Here is a 21,866-nt window from a genome sequence, read left to right as displayed (position 1 = left end):
CATCTTGTTTTAAAAATTGACGAGATATCATGTATCTCTATTTCGCTTGGCTTTTGTTCAGTTTTCAAAGAACTTGTCCGCCGCTCTTTCAGCGACTTGATCATCTTAACACTTATTTGATTCAGCGTCAAGAAGTTTTTTAAATGATTTGTGTTAGTCGCTTCGTTTATTGCGTTGTTGCCTTAGCGACAAGTAATAATATACCACCCTCAATAAGAGATTGCAATAACTTTTATAAACTTTTTTCAAAGTATTTTATATCGCTATTTAATGATTCATTATATCGGATATAAACTATAGAAGAAAGAGTCATTAATAAAGACAAAAAAAGATCTAGGTTATGATCATAACCTAGATCTCTTTGCTTTATTCGCCTTGCTCACGGTTTCTCATTTGCGGGAATAATAGTACATCACGAATAGATGGTGAGTTTGTCAGTAACATGACTAAACGATCGATCCCAATTCCAAGTCCTCCAGTAGGTGGCATACCATACTCAAGCGACTCTACAAAATCTTCATCCATCATATGAGCTTCATCATCACCTTGCTCACGTTCGACTAACTGTTGTTCAAAACGTTGGCGTTGATCAATTGGATCATTTAACTCGGAGAATGCATTTGCATGCTCACGTCCAACAATGAATAATTCGAAGCGATCCGTGAAGCGCTCGTCTTCAGGATTTTTCTTTGCAAGTGGAGAAATAGCAGTTGGGTGACCATAGACAAATGTAGGTTGAATTAATGATTCTTCAACGAAGTGTTCAAAGAACTCATTTACAACATGACCATATGTCATCGTCTCTTTTACATGCACACCATGTTCTTTCGCAAGGGCACGGGCTTGTTCATCACTCATCTCAGGCCAGAAATCAACGCCTGATTTTTCTTTAATTGCATCAACCATGTGTACACGAGTCCATTTAGGCTCTAGGTCAACTTCATGTTCACCATACGTCACCTTAGTTGTACCTAATACTTCTTGAGCAATATGAGCCACAAGCTCTTCTGTTAACGCCATAATGTCTTGATAGTCCGCATACGCTTCGTATAGCTCAATCATTGTAAATTCAGGGTTGTGTCTAGTTGATACCCCTTCATTACGGAATACACGACCAATTTCATAAACCTTCTCCATCCCACCTACAATTAAGCGTTTCAAGTGAAGCTCGATGGCAATACGCATATAAAGTGTCATATCAAGCGCATTATGATGTGTAACGAATGGACGAGCTGATGCCCCACCAGCAATTGAATGCATTGTTGGCGTTTCAACTTCTAGGAATCCTCGGTTATCTAGATAACGACGCATCGATTGAAGAATTCTACTACGTAATACAAACGTATCGCGCACTTCAGGGTTCATAATTAAGTCCACATACCGTTGACGATAACGTTGCTCAATATCTTTTAACCCGTGGAATTTATCTGGAAGTGGGCGTAATGACTTAGATAGAATTTGAAAATCGGTTACCTTAACAGATAATTCACCGACTTTAGTTTTAAAGGCTGTACCAGTTACGCCAACAATATCACCAATATCAATAGAAGTGAAAAGACCATATTGATCTTCACCAATTGCATCCTTACGAACATAAATTTGGACTTGTCCAGATAGGTCTTGAATATGGGCAAAGCCAGCTTTACCTTTGCCACGCTTTGTCATAATACGTCCAGCAAGTGTTACTTTATGGCCTTGTTCTTCTAAATCTTCTTTAGATAAATCAGCAAATGCTTTTTCCATTGTCTTGGCTGTATGTGTTCTTTCAAACCGTCCACCAAATGGGTTTGTGCCTTGTGCTTCCAACTGTGAAAGCTTATCGCGACGCACAGCAAGCAAATCATTTAATTCGACCTCTTGGCTCATTACCTACTCATCTCCTCTATTTAACTCAATCATTTTAAGCTAACCATCTCGAGTCAACCTTCTTGTATGAATCATCCCAGATCAACTTATTACTAATCATTATACAGTTTTTTTCTACATAGAAAAACTGCCAGTGATTAGCTGGCAGTTTCATAAACTCAAACGAATTATAGTGAATTATCGCCCGAAAGTCAAACAGCACTAGCCTCCGCGGCCATTCTCTCTTCAAGTTGATCAATATATGCATATAAGGATTTCTCAACATCAACTTTCGTTTCGAAATTATTAATTTGATCACGAATGCGTCCGTTCCCACTTAATCCTTTTAAATACCATGCTGCATGCTTTCTCATCTCACGTACAGCAACCGATTCTCCTTTAAGATCAATCAAGCGCTCTAAGTGGATCATACAAACATCAATTTTCTCACGTGGAGTCGGATCTGGCATTAACTCTCCACTTTCAAGGTATTTAACTGTACGATAAAGCATCCAGGGGTTACCCAATGCCGCCCGTCCAATCATCACCCCATCTACTCCGACCTCATCAAGCATACGACGAGCATCTTGAGGGGTTTGTACATCGCCATTTCCGATAACAGGAATATTAACAGCACCTTTTACCTCTTTAATAATGTTCCAGTCAGCATGCCCTTCATACATTTGTACACGTGTACGACCATGAACAGCAACTGCGCTTCCTCCTGCACGTTCAACTGCCTGTGCATTTTCAACCGCATAAACATGATCGGCGTCCCAGCCAATACGCATCTTAACCGTTACAGGCTTATCTACGGCATCAACCGTCGCTGCAACCATATCATAAATTTTGTTAGGGTCAAGCAACCATCTCGCACCTGCATCACATTTTGTGATTTTTGGTACAGGACACCCCATATTAATATCAATAATATCTGCATTTGTATTTTTGTCTACAAATTTAGCCGCTTCAACTAATGTCTCTTTCTCTCCACCAAAAATCTGTAGGCTTAGTGGCTTCTCGCGATCATCTACATAAAGCATGCTAAGTGACCTCTCGTTTTTATGGAGAATAGCCTTGTCACTTACCATCTCTGCACACACTAATCCTGCACCAAACTCTTTCGCAATTAGACGAAACGCAGGGTTACAAACTCCCGCCATCGGCGCAAGGACAACTTGGTTGTTCATTTCGATATTTCCAATCTTCAACACTATATATTCACCTCCGTTTAATCATCTCTTGATCAAGTCTTGCTTTGTTATATTAAGGATTGAGGTCACTTTTTCGAGCATTTTCTCATCAGGTAACCTGCTCCCTCTCTCTACTTCACCTAAAACAGAAACTGATATTCCCATCTCTTTAGCGAACCGTTGCTGGGTAAAACCTTTTAGCTTTCGGAATGCCCTGATTCTTCTTCCCCAACTTTCGATCTCCATACATTTACACCCTCTTTATCTGGCAACGCCTCATATATATCTTCAATCGATTGATTACGCATTTGAAAGTAAATTGTTGGCTCTAGTTCATAAAGCGGTACGATCACAAATGCACGCTCAAACATTCTAGGATGAGGAATGCATAAGTTCTCTATTTTAATATTTTGTTGATCAAAGAGAAGAATGTCAAGATCTATCGTTCTAGGTCCCCACCTGACATCACGCTTGCGCCCGCATGTATCTTCAATTGACTGCGTAGTTGCCAATAATTTCTCTGGGCTTAAATTTGTGTGAATTTGAATGACCATGTTCAAAAATGATTGCTGATCAACATATCCGATAGGTTCTGTTTCATAGATTGACGATGTTGCTACGACCTCTATATCATTCTCTCTTTTTAAGCGGTCAATGGCTTCCTCTAAATAAGCAGCTCGATCACCAATATTAGAGCCGAGTGCAATATAGACATTATGCTTCATTTTTCCCCCTTGTAATCTCAACAGCGACAGATTTGTAGTGTCCTGGAATAGGAGGATCAGGTTTAATAAGTTTCACGGTACAAAGTTCTAGGCGCTCATATGAAGTAAGTAACTCTTTTGCAATTTTCTCAGCCACGGTCTCCACCAATTTATAAGGTTTACCCTCGACAATTTCTTTTACTCTTTTATAAACATCGCCATAGTTGATCGTCTCGTCAATGTCATCTGTTGCACCAGCCTCTTTTAAATCAAGCTCTAGTGTCAGATCGACGTAAAAACGTTGACCTAACTTGTTTTCTTCTTTAAAAACACCATGAAAACCGTAAAATTCAAGTCCATCCATATAGATCTTATCCATTATGAACCACTCCTCCTAGCATCGCATCCATCATTTTGGCCATCCGACTCATTTCTACTACATCATGAACGCGAACAATTCCGCATCCCTTGGCAATTCCCAAACAAACCGTAGCGCCAGTTCCTTCTACCCGCTCATCTACAGGTAGATCTAACGTTTTAGCAATAAATGATTTTCTAGAGGTACCTAACAACACGGGGTAACCAATCGCAACAAACTCATCAAGTCTACGCATCGCCTCTAAGTTCTGTTCATAGGTTTTTGCAAATCCGATACCCGGGTCTATCATAATCTTATCGTCACTAACCCCTGCTCGGTGACATAAGGCGATACTTTCATCAATATCACGTTTCATATCTTCTAAGAGGTCTCCGTAATCCTTGTTATCACGATTGTGCATCAAAATAATTTCTGCACCTGTTTCAAAAGCCACTTGTGCCATCATAGGATCAGCTTTAGCTCCCCATACATCATTGATAATATTAGCCCCTGCTTTGATCGCTTCCCTGGCTACTTCAGCTTTGTATGTATCAATTGAAATAGGGACATCAACAACTTCTCTTACCGCTTTAATAACTGGAATAACACGCGCTAGCTCCTCATCTGCAGGAACTTTCGCAAATCCTGGTCGTGTCGACTCACCGCCAATATCAATGATATCTGCACCTTGTGCTACCATTTCATATGCTCTTTTAGCCGCGACTTCAACCTCGTTATACCTTCCTCCATCTGAAAAAGAGTCAGGTGTAGCGTTTAAAATCCCCATAATCTTTGTTCGATTTCGCACAACGATCTCTCCTTATAGCTCGCTTCTACTTAAAAGTCTCGGCATTGTTCTTGGTATAATTGCTGAAGTTTTTTTGTTACAGGTGGGCTAGACTTATACAGATGAGATTGAATGGATGTGAGGGATACAACCTCTTGAATTGAATTGGTCACAAAAGCCTCATCCGCCTCATATAAATCTTCCTCTAGATAAAAACCTTCTTCTACTTCATACCCCTCTTTTTGTAAAAGTCTGATTACAAACTGCCTTGTTATACCATTCAGAATACCCGTTTCAATGGACGGGGTATACACAATACGTTTCTTTACCCAGAATAAATTCGAAACAATCCCTTCTGCTAGATGACCCTCTTCCGTTAAAAAGAGCCCTTCTAAACTAGGGTCTGGCCCTATCTCACGCTTTGCTAGTAAGTTATTTAGATAATGATGAGACTTTAATCTTACTTTCGTTTCTGGTGTGTTCCGTCTAGTCTTTAGAATAACCCCTTGTTTTTCTACCTTCATCTTTTGAGGAATCGACTTTATATAAACGATGGTTGTAGGCTTCTCGTAATGACCCGTGTAAAGTCCAAGCCCCTTATCACCTGCTGAGACATTCCACCTTACATACGCATCCATCTCACGAAGGTCATTTGCTTCAATTAAATCATCAAGGACTTTGCGGACTTCCTCGGTATTCATGTCCCACTCTATTCCTAGTGTTGTGAGTCCTTCTTTTAAACGGCGAAAATGGTCATCCAATAAAAAAGGATGACCATTATACACACGAAATGTCTCAAACAAACCCACACCATACATGTAACCATGGTCAAAAGCAGACACTTTCGCTTCCTCTTCCAACACCAGTTCACCATTTACATAGACAATCATTCTACCGGCTCCCTGCGGTATGTTCTAATAAAATTGCGTAACAATTCCTTTCCTGCATCCGTCATGATGGACTCTGGATGGAATTGAACACCTTCTATAGGCAGTTCCTTATGACGAATCGCCATAATTTCGCCTTCTTCCGTTTCAGCCGTTATCAGGAAGCAATCCGGAAGACTCTCTCTTTTAACGATTAATGAATGGTACCTAGTAGCCGTCAGAGGCGTTGGTATATCTTTGAATATTGTTTCTTGGTTATGTTTGACTAGAGATGTCTTCCCATGCATAAGACGTCCTGCTCGCACAACCTCTCCTCCAAATACTTGAGCAATTGATTGGTGACCAAGACACACACCGAAAACAGGAATCTTTCCAGCGAAATAACGAATCGCCTCTAAACTAATTCCTGCCTCATTGGGGCTGCATGGCCCTGGTGAAATCATCAAGTAATCAGGATTTAACTCTTCAATTTCCTCAATGGTGATTTGGTCATTTCGTTTTACAACCAACTCCTCACCCATCTCACCTAAATATTGGACCAAGTTATACGTAAATGAATCATAGTTATCAATCATAATAATCATATCTTTTCCTCCTCAGCTCAACTAACTATTTACTCGTTCTCTCAACTCTTCTTCACTCAACTCAAGTGCATGCCATAACGCTCTTGCTTTCTTAGACGATTCCTTATATTCATGACGCGGGTTTGAATCGATCACGATCCCTGCTCCAGCTTGAACATGTGCTTGCCCATCTTTACAGACCATGGTACGGATTGTGATATTAAGCTCCATTTCATCATTAAAGCCAATCCAACCAATCGAGCCGGTATAAATCCCTCTTCTTACCGGTTCTAGCTCTTCTATGATTTCCATTGTGCGGACTTTAGGAGCTCCAGTAATTGTTCCACCTGGGAAGGTTGCTCGAATTACCTCGTAAAGATCATGCTCAGCACTAAGTTTCCCTCTAACATTTGAAACGATATGCATGACATGGGAATATTTTTCAATGACCATCAACTCATTTACTTCAACACTTCCATATTCACATACCCTGCCTAAATCATTTCTCTCAAGGTCTACAAGCATGACATGTTCAGCCCGTTCTTTTTCATTTTCAATCAAGGAGGCAGCAAGCTGTTGATCTTCCTCCGCGTCCTTCCCACGTGAACGAGTTCCAGCAATCGGACGAGTGCTGACCTCTATACCTTGTTTCTTGACAAGTAACTCAGGGGAGGCACTGACAAATTGAAAAGCGGGTGTATGAAGGTAACTCATATAAGGGGATGGGTTTAGCTTACGTAATGTCTCATAGACATGCATCGCCTCACAGGTCAAACCTTTTGATTGCCTTACAGAGAGATTTACTTGGAACACATCACCTGCTGCAATATATTCTTTTATCTTTTCAACAGCTTCTCCAAATTCCACTTCACTCATCGAAGCAGAATTTCCGTGTGTTGTTTTTTGCACTTGATAGTTCAAAGCAGTTTCAGGTCGGGAGCTCTTCCAAGCCTGTTCATAACCTTTTAAACGATCATCAAGGTCTGCTGAGTCGCCTTGTTCACCATGAATAATGACCCACATCTTTTCTTCTTTATGCTCATAGATAAATACATCATGGAACAGCATGAAAAAGAGATCAGGTAGGGCGAGGTCATCCTCAGCAAGAAGGGGCAATCGCTCAATTTCCCGGACAATATCATAACTTAAATAACCAATCGCTCCCCCTTGAAAAGATGGGATACCTGGTATAACAGCTGTTTTATAAGGAGCCATCACTTCTTTTAATGAATCTAACAGCTTCCCTTTTTTTATCTCCTCATGCTCACCCTTTTTAACCGTTAAGGTGTCTCCTTTTCCTTCAATAATAGCAAATGGATCAAGCCCAATAATGCTATACTGCCCTCCACGTCCACTCTCTAAGAGAACTTGATGAGTCTTATTTTTTGATAGATGTTTATATGCAACAAACCATTCATCCTCCGCTAATGAAAAAGAGGTGGCTTTCGCTATCCAGTTTTCTTTCTTTACGTTCTCTCGTTGCAACGGCTTCACTCCGTTCGTATCATTTACTTCTATGTATTCATTTTACATGACTCCGAAATAGAAGAAAAGAACAAGAGCTAGGATTAGCTCAGTCTATTAATGGAAATCCACCTCTAAACAAAAGTAGCCCTACCTAAAAGGTAAGACTACTTTAACGCTAAATCTTAATCTTCAAATTGATAAAGTGGTGTACTTAGGTAACGTTCACCGTTTGAAGGGATAATCGCAACCACTTTTTTACCTGGTCCAAGCTTTTCAGCAAGTTGTAGCGCTGCATAGATCGCTGCCCCAGACGAAATTCCACCTAAAATTCCTTCTTCCTTTGCAGCACGGCGCGCATATTCAAAAGCTTGCTCAGTAGATACTTGAATCACTTCATCATATACCTTCGTGTCTAAAATATCAGGAACAAAGCCAGCACCGATTCCTTGGATTTTATGCGGTCCAGGATTTCCACCAGATAAAATTGGTGAATCTTGTGGCTCTACTGCCGCAATACGGAGATTCGGGAAGTGCTCCTTTAAAAATCCACCAGCACCCGTAATCGTCCCCCCTGTTCCAATACCTGATACAAACCCATCTAATTGGCCGTCAGCTTGTTCCAGCAATTCTTTACCTGTCGTTTCGCGGTGAATTTTAGGGTTTGCCTCATTTTCAAATTGTTGTGGCATAAAGTAGCCATTTTCCTTTGAAAGTTCCGTAGCCTTACGAATTGCTCCACCCATGCCTTCTGGACCTGGAGTTAATACAAGCTCAGCTCCGTAAGCTCGTAATAAGTTACGGCGCTCCATACTCATCGTTTCAGGCATAACTAGCTTTGTTTTGTATCCTTTTGCAGCAGCAACCATTGCTAAGCCGATACCCGTGTTACCACTTGTAGGTTCTACAATTGTATCACCAGCTTTAAGCGTGCCATCTTTCTCGGCTGCCTCAATCATCGCTAAGCCGATACGATCTTTTACACTGCTTCCTGGGTTCATAAACTCAAGCTTTAAATAAACATCAGCATGCTTATCCGTGACAAGACGATTTAATTTGACTAGCGGCGTATGACCAATTAACTCTGTAATCGATTGAACAACTTTCATATATAGCGCCTCCTAATTCCAAGTAAATTCATAGGTTTTGTTTAAAATAATGTTAGCAGACGTTTTCAGATAAGTCAATCAATGAATCCCTTAATTCTCAAAATTATTTTGATTCAGCAATCAATTCCTCTAATTCACTTACATCAAATGTATACACTTCATTACAGAAGTTGCAACGCGTCTCAGCTCCACCATCTTCAGCAATCATCGAACGAATCTCTTCTTCACCTAAGCTTGTTATCGCATTAGACACTCGCTCTTTCGAACACGTACAAGAGAAAGCAACTGGCATTTTATCGAGAATTTTCACATTATCATCACCTAGAAGAGCGTTTAGCATTTCTTCAGGTGGCATTCCCGCCTCCACTAATTTTGAAATAGGAGGAATAGAGCTTAGTCTCTTTTCAATTTCCGTAACAACCTCATCATCAGCTCCAGGCATTAATTGAATGATAAATCCTCCCGCTGCTAAAATCGAGTTGTCAGGGTTCACAAGAACACCAACTCCAACAGATGAAGGTGTTTGTTCTGATGAAGCAAAATAATATGTGAAATCTTCTCCAAGTTCTCCTGAGACAATCGGTACACTTCCTGTAAAGTTATCTCTCATTCCAATATCTTTTACAATAGATAGATATCCGTCTGTACCAACTGCTCTTGCAACATCAAGCTTCCCATCCTTATTTAAATCAAAATGAGTTTGAGGGTTAGTTACATATCCACGTGATTCTCCCTTCGTATTACTATCAACAATAATTGCGCCGATTGGTCCCCTTCCTTCAATTTTCACAGTAAGCTTCGCGTCACCTTTTAACATCGCGCCCATCATAGTACTTACCATCATCGCACGACCTAATGCTGCTGATGCAGTAGGCCACGTACCCTGTCTTCTGACTGCTTCGTCAATCATTTCTGTTGCTACTAATGCATATGCACGAACTTTGCCTTCAAAACCTGTTGCTCTTACTAAATAATCACTCATGATGAACATTCTCCTTTTAATTGGTTTATCCTTTTTTATTACTATCTTTATTCTTCTCATAAATGATCCGCAGCCCTTTTAAAGTGAGAAAAGGGTCAACGACATCGATACTTTTAGCTTCTGTTGAGATCAGACTCGCTAAACCTCCTGTGGCAATAACTACAGGAACTTCTTTTGATTCCTCTTTCATTCGATTGACAATTCCATCAACCTGCCCCACATAACCAAAGAAAATACCCGCTTGCATCGCATGAATCGTATTTTTACCTAGTATATGTTCAGGCTTTGCAATTTCAATACGAGGAAGTTTAGAAGCCCTTGTGTATAAAGCTTCTGTTGAAATGGAAATCCCGGGTGCAATCGCTCCACCCATATATTGTTTTTGCTCGTTGATGTAGCAATACGTAGTGGCCGTACCGAAATCGACAATAACAAGTGGACTACCGTACAACTCTATCGCTGCCACTGCATTAACAATTCGATCGGCTCCAACTTCCCTCGGGTTATCATATTTTATGTTTAATCCTGTTTTAATTCCAGGACCAATGATCATTGGTTGCAACTTAAAATACTTTTTGCACATTTGTTCTAGTGAGAACATGATGGGAGGAACCACAGAAGAAATAATGATACCAGCAATGTGATTAAAGTTTAGCCCCTTATCATTAAATAAAGCTTTAATCGACATCGCATACTCGTCTTCTGTATTTTGTCTGCTCGTCGCTATACGCCAATGGTATACAAGCTCTTCTTGTTTATAGACACCTAGAGCGATATTGGAATTTCCTACATCTATTACGAGGATCATATCTTCACCACATCTTCTACAAAAATGGATTTCAAATTTGAGTTTAAACGAAAAAAGAGAGGATGTCGATTCCGACACCCTCCCTCTAATCAATTGATTAGTCATTCTTTTTGTTCATATCATCTTTTTCAATCGGCTCATCTGTATTTGGCTCTTGTGGTTGTTCAGGCTCTACCTCAGTAGACTCCTCTTTTTTAGAGTTAATGTTCACTTTCACATCGGACTCTTCAGCCTTGTCTTTATTAATATGAGCATTTAGGTGATGACCTTCTGGAAGCTTTCCGTCATTTACTAATGACTTAATTTGCTCAGCATCCAATGTTTCCATATCAAGCAAGGTTTTAGCTACAAGATCTAAGCTATCCTTGTTCTCAAGTAAGATCTCCTTACAACGCACATAACATTCTTTAATAATGCGTTGAACTTCAAGATCGATTTCATGAGCAAATGCATCACTATAGTTTTGTTCATTTTGAATGTCACGACCAAGGAATACTTGCCCACCTGATCCTGAGATAAATTGCATCGGTCCAAGCTTTTCACTCATGCCATATTCTGTAACCATTTTTCTGGCAATACCTGTAGCTCGTTGGAAGTCATTGTGAGCACCTGTACTCACTTCTCCAAACGTTACTTCCTCAGCGACACGTCCACCGAGTAAACCAATAATTTTATCAAGTAATTCTGGCTTTGTCATAAAGTAGCGATCTTCCTTAGGAAGCATTACTGCATAACCACCAGCCATACCACGCGGAACAATGGTTACTTTATGAACCATATCAGCATTCTCTAGCCTCACACCGACAACCGTATGACCCGCTTCATGCCAAGCGACAATTTTCTTCTCTTTCGGTGAAATAACACGGCTCTTTTTAGCCGGACCTGCAATCACGCGGTCAATCGCTTCTTCAATATGAATCATACTTATCTTCGTATGATCATGTCTTGCTGCAACAAGAGCAGCTTCATTAAGAAGATTTTCAAGATCCGCACCTGAGAAACCAGGCGTTCTTGTAGCGATTGTTTTTAAGTTCACATCGTCATTTAATGGCTTATTTCTAGCATGTACTTTTAAGACTTCTTCACGTCCAATGACATCCGGACGGTTAACTTGAATTTGACGGTCAAAACGTCCTGGACGAAGTAGGGCAGGGTCTAGGATGTCAGCACGGTTAGTGGCAGCGATGATAATAATTCCTTCATTGGCACTAAATCCGTCCATTTCAACGAGTAATTGGTTTAGTGTTTGTTCACGCTCATCGTGTCCTCCACCAAGACCAGCTCCACGTTGACGACCTACAGCATCAATCTCATCAATAAAGATGATACATGGTGCATTTTTCTTTGCATTTTCAAATAAATCACGTACACGGGATGCACCGACACCGACAAACATCTCAACGAAGTCAGAACCACTTATTGAGAAGAACGGTACGCCAGCTTCACCGGCTACTGCACGTGCAAGTAATGTTTTACCTGTACCCGGAGGACCTACTAATAGGACACCTTTTGGAATACGCGCACCAATAGCAGAGAATTTACGAGGGTCTTTTAAGAACTCAACAACTTCAACTAGTTCTTGTTTCTCTTCATCTGCACCAGCAACATCTTTGAATTTTGCTTTCTTCTTGTCTTCATTAACCATCTTCGCTTTACTCTTACCAAAGTTCATTACACGGCTTCCGCCACCTTGAGCTTGGCTTAGTAAGAAGAAGAAGAGAATAAATATAATGATAAAGGGAATAATCCCAGTGAAAAATTGAACCCATCCACTTGTTTCATCAGCTGGTTCAATATCAAGGTTAAATGGAGTTCCACCTGGTCCTTGGGCACCTGTTAACACTTCAGCAGATTGTTCACTTTTAAGTGCATATGTTTGGAAATATTCATCTTCAGCTTGATCTGTAAATTGACCGCGCACTAAGTACACTTGTCTCTCTGGCTTTACTGACAACTCTTGAACCTGACCATTCTCAAGTCTTTCTATGAATGCATTAAATGATACGTTCTCTGTTTCTGTTTGATCAGAGTTGAATACACTCACAATCCCGACAATGACTAGGAAAATGAGTAAATAAAATATCGTATTACGGAATATCCGATTCATTCTTGACCTCCTCCGACGGGCGTTATAGCTTGGTTTATCGTATCATAATTATTCTTTACCACTCAAATATTAACTCTCGTAGATTTCTGGCTTTAACACACCGATATACGGTAGGTTACGATAACGCTCAGCATAATCTAGCCCGTAGCCAACAACAAAAGCATCTGGCACTGTGAAACCTGCCATATCTGGAACAAGGTCAACCTTTCTTCCGTCAGGCTTATCAAGCAATGTAACAACTTTTACCGACTTTGCTTTACGGTAATGGAACAGTTTAATAAGGTAACTTAACGTTAAGCCACTATCAATAATGTCTTCAAGAATTAATACATCGCGACCTTCAACAGATGTATCTAAATCTTTTAAGATTTTCACTTCTCCTGAAGAAACCATTCCTTTTCCATAACTTGAAACATCCATAAAGTCCATTTCAAGATGTGTATCGATTCTCTTTGTTAAATCGCCCATAAATGGCATAGCACCTTTTAAAACACCAACTACTAGAGGAAAACGACCATCATACTCCTCTGTAATTGCCTTGCCTAACTCTCTTACTTTTTCTTGGATTTCTTCTTCTGAGATTAATACTTCTTTAATTTCGTCCCTCATCAATTTAAAATGCCCCTCCTGTAATGGACTTATAATCATGAAACAAAAAAAACTCATCATTTGGTGTAAACACCAAAACAAGTACACGTTTCGTCTTATCCGTGATGTCTGTACTCTTTGACCGATGTAAAAACGGAACCCACAATACCTCTCCATCTCCATCGGTTAACAAAGGCCATGCCCCCCTAAAAGACGCATCCACCTTCTTATCAATAAACAACCGACTCACCTTTTTTGAACCAGTCATCCCTCTTCCTGTAATGCGATCACCGGGAAGTACTCCTCTTATAGAGAGAGGAAATATTAGCTTATCGGCATCTAAGAAAGTCATATACTTTTGTTCTTTAGGTATGTCAGAAGTCTCTAGATAATAAGAAGTGAATCTACCAGTCGCAACATCAACTTCTCCTGGCACCGAAAGGTCAACATGTGGTTGTTGAATGCGTTTGGGTGGCTTCAAAGAAAAGTGGCAGCAATCATAGCTAAGGTATGCAAAAAGACCGTTTGCTAAATGAAGTTCCTTAGACGGTTCATGCCTGTTGAGCAGACGTTGAACCTGCTCAATATGTATAGACGTACTAGATGGTGAATTTTTCCCGTAAAGATACCTTAATATTAGATGAATCACCCTTCTTTGTAAAGGGAAGCGCAGACGTTCAATCGCTTCAATTGAAATTGTTATCGATTGTTCACTTTTTTGGAGGGTAATTCCCTCTAGTGCCTCTTCTGCTAATTCCATCAGAAATTGCTGATCATCCCTCTGCCATTCGTGATACCTCTGCATATGAGTGTGAATGCTAGGGTTTTCTTTTTTGATAAAAGGCATTAAATGATGTCTAAATCGATTTCGTGTATATTTCATTGAAGAATTACTTGTATCACTTCTCGGAAATAGACCTACCCTACTACAATAGTGCTCGATTTCCTCTTTTGTTATTCCCAAAAATGGACGAATCACAAACCCATTTTCAAGAAATCTCTTCTCATTAATTCCGGTTTCCTTTAAAAGGTTCACTCCTCGAACCATTGTCATAAAGATGGTTTCAGTTTGATCATCCCCATGATGAGCAGTAGCCAAACAACTATTCGGCCGACCTTTTAACAACTCGTCAAACCACTGATAACGTAACTGGCTTGCAGCTGCTTGAGTGCCAAGCCCATTTTTTGTGGCAAAACCAACGATATCAAGTTTTGTTGTATGAAAAGGTATGCCATATTCCCCGCAAAAATCAGCCACATATTGTTCGTCACTATCGGACTCCTGCCCTCGTAACTGGTGATTGGCATGAGCTGCTTCAATACGAATATTGTATGGTTTTCTCATCTCCCATAAGTAAAAGAGGAGAGCCATCGAATCAGGTCCACCTGATGTCGCAACAATAACGGTATCGACCCCTTTTAATAACTCATGCTGAGCGATGAAATTATGAACGTCTTGATTCATATCGCTGTCCGATACCTCCTTTACCAAATGAGAAGATCGACAACGCAAAAACAAGTCCTGCAGCAATAGCTCCTGCTTGAAGCATCGTTTCAATTCCAAGCTGAAGTCCTTCAATATAATCCCCATCTACAAAAGCTAACATTGTAAAATAGGCACGACTCCCAGGAACTAGGGGAATAATCCCTGGTATGCTAAATGTTGTGACGGGAACCCGATATTTTTTCGCTAAAAAGTGCGAGATCGTTGCACTAACGATTGAAGCGATAGCTGTCGCAAAAATAACAGATACATCCCAATTGGGTAAGGTAGAATAAATAAACCATGAAATCGATCCAATTAATCCACCAAGCCAGATTACTCGATAAGGAACATTAAAAATGACCCCAAATGCCACCGTAGCCATGAAACAAAAGATTAATTCTACTATCATTGATGCCCCTCCTTATAACAACAGGGCAATTGCTAACGCAATGCCTGTTGCAATCGATAATGCTGTAATAACAGCTTCAGCGCCACGACTGACTCCAGCAATTAAATCACCAGACATCAAATCACGAACAGCATTTGTAAGAGGAACACCAGGTACTAATGGCATTAAGGTCCCAATAATTACTTGGTCAAGATTCTCACCCAATCCAAGCAAGACAAGAACAATAGCTACAACTCCACCTAAAAAAGCAGACATGAATTCAGCAAAAAATTTCACTTTCATATATTCCTGGAGGGTTACCACACTCCAACTTGCTGAAAAGCCCGCTATAAAGGCTGGGATTGTATCAAATAAATTCCCCCCGAATAAATAGGAAAAAGCTCCCCCTGCTACACCTGAGGCAATATGAAGCAACAAAGGAGAGTAATTCATCGGAGCTTTTGCAATCTCATCTAATTTCATGTAAGCGACATCACCATCTATTAAGCCGCCTACAAACTCTCTTGATACTTGATTTACAAGAGATACTTTATTTAAATCTTGCATACGATCGTCGACTCGAATCATCTGCATGACATCATTGCCTTCTACATCAAATGACAAAAAGATTCCGGTCGTGGTTACAAAGCTATGCACATTTTTAAAGCCTGCAGACTTTGCCATACGCTCTAGTGTTTCTTCAACTCGATAGGTCTCTGCCCCATATGTGAGCATAATTTCCCCTGCGAGCATGCATATATCCATCATCCGATCTGCATTCATGCCTTGCCCCCCGTTCTATTTTTACCAATTGACTACCCTACATCATTTGTCCAAATAAGTATAGGATATATGCCAAAAGAATAAAAGAGCAGAAGAGGAAGATTTCTACAAAGTAAGATGATTTCTTCTTTTTCTTTCGTTTTGTATGTTTTGCCTTTGGTTTTGTTTGCGGTTTAACTCTCGTTTTGGGCGCTGTATAACTAGAAGCACTTGATACCGCATGAACAAGCTCTTTTCTCATCTCGGTTGCATACGCATACTTTCCTTGTAAGGCTTTTAAAATAACGGATCGGTAGGGTCCTAAATAGTTACTTTCATCAACCACCTGTCTTAACTGATTAAATGGCTTCTCCCCCTTTTTATCAAATCGTTTAGGATATGCACAATTAATCATAATCATCGCCACAGCAAATAAGTCATAGCTTGGCTCAGCAACTCTTGTTCCACACCCCCAGTATCCACGGTCATAAAACTCTGTATATTCTTTAATAGAACGACCTAATAAAGTCGTTCCACCGACATCTAACCAACGAATACGCGCCGGAGGTCCGACTACTAATAAATTGTCAGGCTTCAAGTCGCCAAAAGCCCAACCTACCTGATGGAGCTTTTCTAAATCCCCCAATAGTTGGATCATTAAGATTCCGAACCATTCCGAACCCCTTTTTGATAAGTAATCCATTAACTCACTACCATCCAAGTATTCCATGGCATAAAACGGTAAATTCACACCATTTATAACAGCATCATCAACATCTAACAAAGAAGGCCCAAGCGTTTGCCCTTGGACCTTGGAGAAATGCTTTAGTACGTTCACTTCAGATGTAATAGCCATATTATCAATCCCGACTTTCAGAGCCACAAGTCCAGAGACCGATTCTGCTAAATAAACCTTCCCTGTAGCCCCAGAACCCAGCGAGCGAATCACTTTATATCTATTTTGATGCCACTTTCCAATCAATCTTGTTCCAACCGCTAACTTATAAGCCGGATTCTCTGAATAGCTGTTCTTCATCACCAGCCATCAAACTCCTTCTTGAACCGCCTTTAGAAAACTTTTGGAGAGCAGCTTGCAACGCAGGGCCCGTTGGCGTAATTCCACCTGAAGACAGCTTATGAAAGACACCTGTTAACGATTGTAATTGCGGAGTCCAATCAAGCAATCTGTCAACCTCTCTTCTTTTCCCGGGAAATGCATATAAGGCAAATCGATTTTCTCCCATGCGAGAGGTTAAGCTAATTGATAGATCTGTTAACGCCTCTTGTACCATTGGTAGTTTATTGTTCATACTAGCACTCGTATCAACAAGAATTAGAACATCTAAGTGAATGGTTTCACCCAGCTCATCTACTACTTCCATTACCTGACCACGTTTTTCAGGAGAAAGATCTTCCATCTCCTGGTCCTTACCTAGTATTTGTTGAAGTTCTTTGTTCACCACCCCATGTAAGGTTTGGGTCATTGCTTTTCTTGTGACCATTTGTACCGTTTTGGCTAATTGTTTTGCATAAACAATTTGACTAACCCCGCCTCCAGCAAGAGCTATTGCTTCAATTTCATCAATACCTTGCTTATTTAGATGATCTTCATCCACCACACCGATAACGTTTACTGTTATTCCTTGCTCTTTAGCAAGTGCTGCAATCGCAACTGGATCTTCGCCTTGATTTGAGTGGCCATCCGTTAACAATAAAATTTGCTTTAAAGTACCTTTACTCAAAACTGATCCCCTCCAAGTAGTCTGAATGTTACCATCATTCACCACCTAGAGAGGATTTATACGTTTACTTTTTACCAGAGTGTGGAATAGGGAAAATAGATAAAACCTTAGGCTCTCTTTCTTAATAATTTGTGAGACTTATAGAGCGGAATAGCTGCCCATTTAGGCGTATTACGCTTCACCTCGGTTACAATAATGGTCATATCATCTTCTATTGCACCTCGTCCTGAACGAATGACTTTTTCTAACATAACATCAGCTACCTCTTGAGGGTCTGTCGTGTCAAGTTCATTAATCATACGACGAATCCACATTTCTTTGTTCTCCACATGCTTAGGAGCTTCAAAGATTCCATCACTCATCATAATTAACAGGTCACCAGGCTTCAATTGTTCGCTAACCACATCGACATCAAACTCTTGAATGATTCCCATCGGAAGATTACTAGCTTCTATCTTTATCACTTTATCGCCACGTTTTATAAAGCTTGGTATGGATCCAATTTTTAAGAACCGTGCAGTTGCATCTTGGAGGTCAATCATCGCCAGATCAAGTGTAGAGAATATCTCATCTGTTGTCCGCAGAGATAACACTGAATTAACTGATTTAATAGCAACTGTTTCTTCGATCCCTGACTGCAACACTTTTTGCAATAATTGCAGGGTCTCGTTGCTCTCTAGATGCGCGCGCTCTCCATTTCCCATTCCATCACTGATCGCTATTGCGTATTTGCCTGCCCCTAACTCAATCGTGGAGTAGCTATCACCAGAAACATACGCACCACCTTTTGCAACATTGGCAATCCCTGTTTCTAGCACAAATTTCTTTGCTGAACTAAAGGATATGTGACTATATCCATTGGGATAGTAAGACCGTTCTTCTGCTTTTACTACAATCGTTTCTTTCATTACATCAGATAACATTGGAGCTATAATTTTTTCAGCTTGGCCGTGCCCTTGATCAAAAGAAATACTCATCTCAATTTCAACATTCCCTTTTTCTAAGCTATAGATATCGATATGCCCAACCTCAAGCCCCACCCCTCTCAACGCTTCTAGCATTTGCTCTTCTTGATGATGATGCGCTTGCTTTTCTTTTTGGATTTCTTTTGCAAAATCACCCATTACACGAGATACTCCTAGTAGTTGATCTGCTACTAGCTTACGACTTTCAAGAACTTGCCGCTTTAACTTTTGATTTGCTTGATAATGACCATGCTCTTGCTCAATTGCTTGGATCACTTTTTCTGGCTTTATACATTGTTTCTTCCAATCCGAGAGCAACATATGACTTCTTACTTCACCATATTGTTCAGTTTCAGTCATAAGTTTTTGCATCGACTCATAGGTTGTAGAGAAGTTTTGTACCCAACATTTCTCTTTTTTAAAACAAGCCTGACATGTTTTTTCCGTCACATTACTTAAGAAGTAATCAACTTCTCGTTCTGCATCTTCTGGAAGATCAGCAGCCGGTGTCGACTGAAAACTTTGGGAAAGCGTTTGAAATAGAGTAGAAAACTGCTCTACTCTTCCAGCTGTTACATCTCTTATTTTGCGAAGATATTGTTGCTGTTCGTTGGAATATTCGCTCGTTCCAGGGATGTATCTTGCCAGGCGACCTATTAACTCTCTCGGTGTAAGCATGAAGATTGCAATAGCTGCAAGCGACTCGAGCAGAGTTACAGACACATTTGATCCGCCCTCTCCATATAAACCAATTAACAACGTACCTACTAATAAACCAACCCCGACCCCTATTTTCTTACCATCTTTTAATAGACCTCCTAGTAACCCTGAGAAAGCAAGCAGGCTCATCTGATACAAACTAGCAACGCTTGCCAAACTCAGGATAAGACCTGTTACGACACCAACAGTTGATCCAATAGCCGCTCCACCAACAAATGCAAAGATTAAGACTAAATAACGAGCTAGAACATGCTCAACCGTCACATCATAAATAACCCAGCCAACAGTCCCTGTCATAACAGATGCTAAAAGAATAATTAAGCATACAATTTCTTCATTTCGTAATGGTTGCTTTAGTTTTTTAGATGTTACCAGAGGTACACTTTGTAAAAAAATCATCGTTAAAATAAAGCTAAGACCTGCCTCAACCGTTGCCATCATTAGAGCATAGTTTGTCACCGTACCTTCAAGGATGAATACTAAACCAAGCCTTGCACTCATACTCGCTACAAATACCGTGTAAGGCAAAGCTTTAATTGTTTTGTCCATATACCTAGCTACTACCTTCTGCATAAGAACATACAAGAAAATTGCGACAATAACAAAAGCAATGCCCCCATGATAACTGGTTAGAGCTCCTGCCATTAAAGCCATGGCTGCTATACCAGCTTTTTCGCGTTTTAGCATGTACACGGCAGCTAAGAATGGTAAAACAAAAGGTGTTAGCTCAGATAGGATCATGGCTCGTCCTAATAAAAAACCTACAACAGCGACAAGCAACCCCCATTGATAAAATATAGCCTGAGTCGTTTTACCAGCCTTTGTAAATACATCGCCCGTCCAACCGATCATCTTTTCATGGACCATTACACTACCACTACGAGCTGGTCCGATCATTGCTTTGGCTGCCTTCCTTATCATCTTCGTCCACCACCCCTATTAGAATCGTGGTTTCATTATATACAGAATTATCTTTCAATTTTTGTCAGAATTAGGTTTGCTTGCAAAAGAATCGTTCGACTTCATTCGTCTAAAAAAGGAAAAAACAAGCACTAAAAAGCAAAAAAGGGCTCTTTGGCCTCTCATATTCTAGGAGAAATGAGCATAGTTTGAAGAACGTTCGGGAAGAGTTTTATGTTTAGGAGGGTTATATCTATGATTTGAGCACACAAAAAAACTTGAATCTGAATAGATCCAAGTTTGTATATGTATATGGTAGCGGCGGAGGGAGTCGAACCCACGACCTCACGGGTATGAACCGTACGCTCTAGCCAGCTGAGCTACACCGCCATATGTTGCGTCATTTGCGACAAGTATTAATATACACCCTTTTTCAAAAAGAGTCAACACTATTTAAGAATTTATTAAAAAGTTTTTCTTCTATCTCTCATTTAGTGTATCTCTCATAAAGAAAAGACAAGCATAAATGCTTGTCTTTCATTTTGTAGAAAGAAGCGGACAGCAAGTTAACCACGGCGTGCGCCACGACCGCCACGCTTGGACTCCGTTTGACGCTTTATAGTAGATAGACGCTCTTCACTATCTTTCAAGAAACGACTCACCTTATCTTCAAATGATGGTGCTGGTCTGCTGTTAGTACGAGGTCCGCGGTTTCCACCTTGTGGGCCTCTGCCACCACCTTGTGGACGTGGTGGACGTCCTTGAGTGCTTGGACGACTTGGACGTGCAGGTCTTTCGGAACCTTCCGGACGGTCTTTAGCTTTACGAATGGATAAGCCAATCTTACCATCCTTTTCAACATTAACGACCTTTACGGTAACTTCTTCTCCAACCTTTAAAAATTCATTAATATCCTTCACATAATTATCAGCAACTTCACTGATATGCACAAGGCCGGTAGAACCACCCGGTAATTCAACAAAAGCTCCAAAATTTGTAATTCCAGTAACCTTACCCTGCAACTTGCTGCCTACTTCAATTGACATGAAAAAATAGATCCTCCTTAGAAATCTGTAAATATTCGTTTCTTACATTATACCCGAATGAAAAAAAAGGTGTCAATCAGCTGAAGAATCTGGAAGCTTAAAGAGGGTTTCTCCTGGCTTGGACAAATAATAATCTCTTCTGGCAATCTCGGCTATATAATCTAAATCATTGTAATTAATGATTTCTTGTTCTAGTCGACTTTCTTCAGCTTTTAGTAATTCTAACTCTTGTTCAAGTGCTAGCTTTTCTTCTTGTTTTTCATTAATTGATGATGCTTGGGCATAAAATGTCACCGATGCGATTCCTGCAAGAATGAAACCTATAATACCAAGTACACTTAATCGGCGAATTAAACCTCTGCGTTTTTTAGCTTGAAATTCTAGTTCTTGCTCTCGCTTTTCAATATACTTAGAATCCATTTCTCGCACCGTTGATGAACGCTTCGTGACCATATTATCCCC

General features: G+C 40.3%; 22 protein-coding genes and 1 tRNA gene. All 23 read right to left on the bottom strand.

Going from position 1 to position 21,866, the window contains the following annotated elements:
* Positions 1-366: 366 nt before the first annotated feature.
* The 23 genes from lysS to RYX56_RS20600 all read right to left on the bottom strand — a co-directional run bounded on the left by lysS (position 367) and on the right by RYX56_RS20600 (position 21,857).
* A complete protein-coding gene (lysS, locus tag RYX56_RS20710; protein ID WP_317123891.1) occupies positions 367-1,866 on the bottom strand; it encodes a lysine--tRNA ligase in 1,500 nt (499 codons plus the stop codon).
* A 191-nt stretch (positions 1,867-2,057) separates the two neighbouring features.
* On the bottom strand, positions 2,058-3,059 hold the full coding sequence (gene dusB / locus RYX56_RS20705; RefSeq protein WP_317123890.1) for a tRNA dihydrouridine synthase DusB: 1,002 nt from the start codon (positions 3,057-3,059) through the stop codon (positions 2,058-2,060).
* 21 nt (positions 3,060-3,080) lie between these two features.
* On the bottom strand, positions 3,081-3,284 hold the full coding sequence (locus RYX56_RS20700; protein WP_082153729.1) for a helix-turn-helix domain-containing protein: 204 nt from the start codon (positions 3,282-3,284) through the stop codon (positions 3,081-3,083).
* Entirely contained in the window at positions 3,236-3,763 is a 528-nt protein-coding gene (folK, locus tag RYX56_RS20695; RefSeq protein ID WP_317123889.1) for a 2-amino-4-hydroxy-6-hydroxymethyldihydropteridine diphosphokinase, read from the bottom strand. Before folK ends, RYX56_RS20700 begins: the two co-directional genes overlap by 49 nt.
* Complete coding sequence (gene folB, locus RYX56_RS20690) at positions 3,753-4,121, bottom strand: dihydroneopterin aldolase (protein ID WP_047972814.1); 369 nt, start codon at positions 4,119-4,121, stop codon at positions 3,753-3,755. Before folB ends, folK begins: the two co-directional genes overlap by 11 nt.
* A complete protein-coding gene (gene folP, locus RYX56_RS20685; protein WP_317123895.1) occupies positions 4,114-4,887 on the bottom strand; it encodes a dihydropteroate synthase in 774 nt (257 codons plus the stop codon). Before folP ends, folB begins: the two co-directional genes overlap by 8 nt.
* Positions 4,888-4,937: 50 nt before the next feature.
* Positions 4,938-5,777, bottom strand: coding sequence for an aminodeoxychorismate lyase (gene pabC, locus RYX56_RS20680; protein ID WP_317123888.1), 840 nt, complete (start codon positions 5,775-5,777; stop codon positions 4,938-4,940).
* Entirely contained in the window at positions 5,774-6,358 is a 585-nt protein-coding gene (gene pabA, locus RYX56_RS20675; protein ID WP_317123887.1) for an aminodeoxychorismate/anthranilate synthase component II, read from the bottom strand. The genes pabC and pabA overlap by 4 nt, the downstream gene beginning before the upstream one ends.
* Positions 6,359-6,379: 21 nt before the next feature.
* A complete protein-coding gene (locus RYX56_RS20670) occupies positions 6,380-7,822 on the bottom strand; it encodes an anthranilate synthase component I family protein (RefSeq protein WP_317123886.1) in 1,443 nt (480 codons plus the stop codon).
* A gap of 164 nt (positions 7,823-7,986) precedes the next feature.
* Positions 7,987-8,910, bottom strand: a complete 924-nt coding sequence (gene cysK, locus RYX56_RS20665) for a cysteine synthase A (protein ID WP_317123885.1) — start codon at positions 8,908-8,910, stop codon at positions 7,987-7,989.
* 103 nt (positions 8,911-9,013) lie between these two features.
* Complete coding sequence (gene hslO / locus RYX56_RS20660; RefSeq protein WP_317123884.1) at positions 9,014-9,892, bottom strand: Hsp33 family molecular chaperone HslO; 879 nt, start codon at positions 9,890-9,892, stop codon at positions 9,014-9,016.
* A gap of 25 nt (positions 9,893-9,917) precedes the next feature.
* Complete coding sequence (locus RYX56_RS20655; RefSeq protein WP_317123883.1) at positions 9,918-10,700, bottom strand: type III pantothenate kinase; 783 nt, start codon at positions 10,698-10,700, stop codon at positions 9,918-9,920.
* 97 nt (positions 10,701-10,797) lie between these two features.
* On the bottom strand, positions 10,798-12,807 hold the full coding sequence (gene ftsH / locus RYX56_RS20650) for an ATP-dependent zinc metalloprotease FtsH (RefSeq protein ID WP_317123882.1): 2,010 nt from the start codon (positions 12,805-12,807) through the stop codon (positions 10,798-10,800).
* 69 nt (positions 12,808-12,876) lie between these two features.
* Complete coding sequence (gene hpt, locus RYX56_RS20645; RefSeq protein WP_317123881.1) at positions 12,877-13,416, bottom strand: hypoxanthine phosphoribosyltransferase; 540 nt, start codon at positions 13,414-13,416, stop codon at positions 12,877-12,879.
* A gap of 4 nt (positions 13,417-13,420) precedes the next feature.
* Positions 13,421-14,860 carry a tRNA lysidine(34) synthetase TilS gene (gene tilS / locus RYX56_RS20640; protein ID WP_317123880.1) on the bottom strand — a complete coding sequence of 480 codons (1,440 nt, stop codon included), beginning with the start codon at positions 14,858-14,860 and terminating at the stop codon, positions 13,421-13,423.
* Positions 14,841-15,290: a threonine/serine exporter family protein gene (locus RYX56_RS20635; RefSeq protein ID WP_317123879.1), complete on the bottom strand. Its 450-nt coding sequence runs from the start codon at positions 15,288-15,290 to the stop codon at positions 14,841-14,843. The genes tilS and RYX56_RS20635 overlap by 20 nt, the downstream gene beginning before the upstream one ends.
* A 12-nt stretch (positions 15,291-15,302) precedes the next feature.
* Positions 15,303-16,052 carry a threonine/serine exporter family protein gene (locus tag RYX56_RS20630; protein WP_047972500.1) on the bottom strand — a complete coding sequence of 250 codons (750 nt, stop codon included), beginning with the start codon at positions 16,050-16,052 and terminating at the stop codon, positions 15,303-15,305.
* A 37-nt stretch (positions 16,053-16,089) separates the two neighbouring features.
* Positions 16,090-17,067 carry a serine/threonine protein kinase PrkT gene (prkT, locus tag RYX56_RS20625; RefSeq protein ID WP_317123894.1) on the bottom strand — a complete coding sequence of 326 codons (978 nt, stop codon included), beginning with the start codon at positions 17,065-17,067 and terminating at the stop codon, positions 16,090-16,092.
* Positions 17,033-17,773: a vWA domain-containing protein gene (locus RYX56_RS20620; RefSeq protein WP_047972502.1), complete on the bottom strand. Its 741-nt coding sequence runs from the start codon at positions 17,771-17,773 to the stop codon at positions 17,033-17,035. Before RYX56_RS20620 ends, prkT begins: the two co-directional genes overlap by 35 nt.
* 107 nt (positions 17,774-17,880) lie before the next feature.
* Entirely contained in the window at positions 17,881-20,379 is a 2,499-nt protein-coding gene (spoIIE, locus tag RYX56_RS20615; RefSeq protein ID WP_317123878.1) for a stage II sporulation protein E, read from the bottom strand.
* A gap of 292 nt (positions 20,380-20,671) precedes the next feature.
* Positions 20,672-20,748 (bottom strand) — tRNA-Met (locus RYX56_RS20610).
* Between the two features lie 176 nt (positions 20,749-20,924).
* Positions 20,925-21,404, bottom strand: a complete 480-nt coding sequence (locus RYX56_RS20605) for a S1 domain-containing RNA-binding protein (protein ID WP_317123877.1) — start codon at positions 21,402-21,404, stop codon at positions 20,925-20,927.
* Positions 21,405-21,476: 72 nt separating this feature from the next.
* Positions 21,477-21,857, bottom strand: coding sequence for a septum formation initiator family protein (locus tag RYX56_RS20600; RefSeq protein WP_317123876.1), 381 nt, complete (start codon positions 21,855-21,857; stop codon positions 21,477-21,479).
* Positions 21,858-21,866: the final 9 nt, after the last annotated feature.

The sequence above is a fragment of the Alkalihalophilus lindianensis genome (genome assembly GCF_032843265.1).
Classification (GTDB): Bacteria; Bacillota; Bacilli; order Bacillales; family Bacillaceae_D; genus Alkalihalophilus; species Alkalihalophilus lindianensis.
The sequence above is the reverse complement of the archived record's forward strand: the minus strand, read 5'-3'. Positions and strand labels throughout refer to the sequence as shown.